The following is a 1,731-nucleotide window of genomic DNA, read 5'->3' as shown; positions in this document are numbered from 1 at the left end:
TACCGTGCCACCGGGTTATCCGAGGGGATGGAAGCCTGTCGGGTTATCGGTGGGGAGCTGCGCGCAAGCGGCTGCTGCTGGAGCGCGAGCGCGCATGGGCGGCAGACCGCGCGGACGCGGTATCAGGATAGCTGGACCAGCAGGTCATCATGGTGGCGCTGCGCGGTCGGGCCGGAAGGCAGGCCGGTGGGCAGAACCGGGCGGTCGAACTGGGCCTCCAGAATCTCGGCGGCGGCCAGATAGATCGCGCTGAAACCACACAGCAGCCCTTCATACCCCGCTACAAGCGTAAGGATCGGGCGGGCGAATATCTCGGCGCTGCCCAGCAGGACGAACAGCACCGTCAGGCTGAAAAACACGACCTGATGCATGCGTGAAGCCACCAGCGACCCCACCGCCATAATGGCCGTGAACAGCCCCCATATCCACATGTAACTGCCCAGCAGGGCAGGGGCGGATGCAGGCGCCAGCCCCCATTGTGGCAGGCACAGCAGCACCACAAGCGACAGCCAGAACGCCCCGTACCCCATGAAGGCGGTCATGCCGAATGTGTTGTCATTACGATATTCCAGCACCCCGGCGGTAAACTGCGTCACCCCGCCAAAGACCAGCCCCATGGCCATGATGGCCGCCCCCATGGGTACGATCTGCGCATTGTGCAGGTTCAGCAGCACCGTGGTCATGCCAAACCCCATAAGACCCAGCGGCGCGGGATTGGCGTTATTGTGGTCATGCGCCATGCGCGGATTCCGTTCTATGATGATAATTATGACAAAACATGTCAGCTTCGCGGGGCGGAACATACTAAAATATGGATTACTTTATGGCATGCCCTGTACCTGGCGGTTACCTGATCCAATACAGCGTGGACATGAAACGCCGCCCTGCCCATGCGGATGACCCGGCGCGCGTTTATGTGAACCGGGGCCATATGCGGCATATGTGGCTGCTTGCAACAGTTGGCCCACGAAAGGCCCTGCAAACATCAAGTTTGATATCAAACAGTCTTCAGGGCGATGACGGTGGCGCTTCAAGCGCCCTGCGCCTGTCGGTCACGGCGGGGGGCGAGAGTTTTTCCGTGCGCCCCGCCGCAATGTCCTGCGCGGAATAGAACGGTGTTTCCGCGCCGTCGGGCAGGCCGGCGACGTGGTTGAGAATAGCGGCGATCTGCTCATCTGGCAGCATGCGGAAGGACGGCATGAACCCCGCATAGGTCTCGCCAGCCTCGGTCATCCGGCCCATCATGCCATTGAGCGCCACGGCCACCACATACTGCCTGCCTTCCGGCGTGGTGGAAATGCGCCCGACCTGCCCGGCAAGCGGTGGAACCCGACCGGGCCGTCCCTGTGCGCGGTCCGCGTGGCACACGCCGCAATTGGATTGGTACAGCATCGCCCCGTCATCCGCCCCGGCTGGCGCAACGGGAAAGGACAGACAGAACATGACGGCGGGCAGTGTTTTCTTCATGTATGTTTCCCGTCCGGTTCCGTCGCGCCCTTCAGGCCGGGAGCAGGGCGGAACCACAGGCACGATAATATGACCGTGTTCGTAACATAACATGAAAAAACCGGTGCGAAACGTAACCGCCAGCCACCCGTCACACGCATAAAAAAAGGGCGCCCTGTCTGAACAGGGCGCCGAGTTAAGGGATTGGGAGACGGTGTGGTGTCACGAGATCCACAGCCCCTTAACTACATTTTCGAATAATAGTTTTTTTAAAACCGAAGTAAT

The 1,731-nt window shown here is 60.7% G+C and carries 3 protein-coding genes; 1 reads left to right on the top strand and 2 read right to left on the bottom strand.

Translation table 11 applies throughout. The features are described 5' to 3' along the window. A partial coding sequence (locus tag JCM25156_RS28150) for an MGMT family protein (RefSeq protein WP_199898875.1) occupies positions 1 to 131 on the top strand: 131 nt, incomplete at its 5' end. Here JCM25156_RS28150 and JCM25156_RS15780 read toward each other — a convergent pair. Both JCM25156_RS15780 and JCM25156_RS15775 read right to left on the bottom strand, forming a co-directional pair. Beyond that, positions 123 to 740, bottom strand: coding sequence for an acetate uptake transporter (locus tag JCM25156_RS15780; RefSeq protein ID WP_025813846.1), 618 nt, complete (start codon positions 738 to 740; stop codon positions 123 to 125). The two genes, JCM25156_RS28150 and JCM25156_RS15780, sit on opposite strands and share 9 nt — an antisense overlap. Positions 741 to 1,008: 268 nt before the next feature. Further along, positions 1,009 to 1,467: a c-type cytochrome gene (locus JCM25156_RS15775; protein ID WP_025813845.1), complete on the bottom strand. Its 459-nt coding sequence runs from the start codon at positions 1,465 to 1,467 to the stop codon at positions 1,009 to 1,011. Positions 1,468 to 1,731 lie beyond the last annotated feature (264 nt).

The organism is Komagataeibacter kakiaceti JCM 25156, from assembly GCF_000613305.1.
Note: the sequence above shows the minus strand (reverse complement) of the source record. Positions and strands in the feature narration are given on the sequence as shown.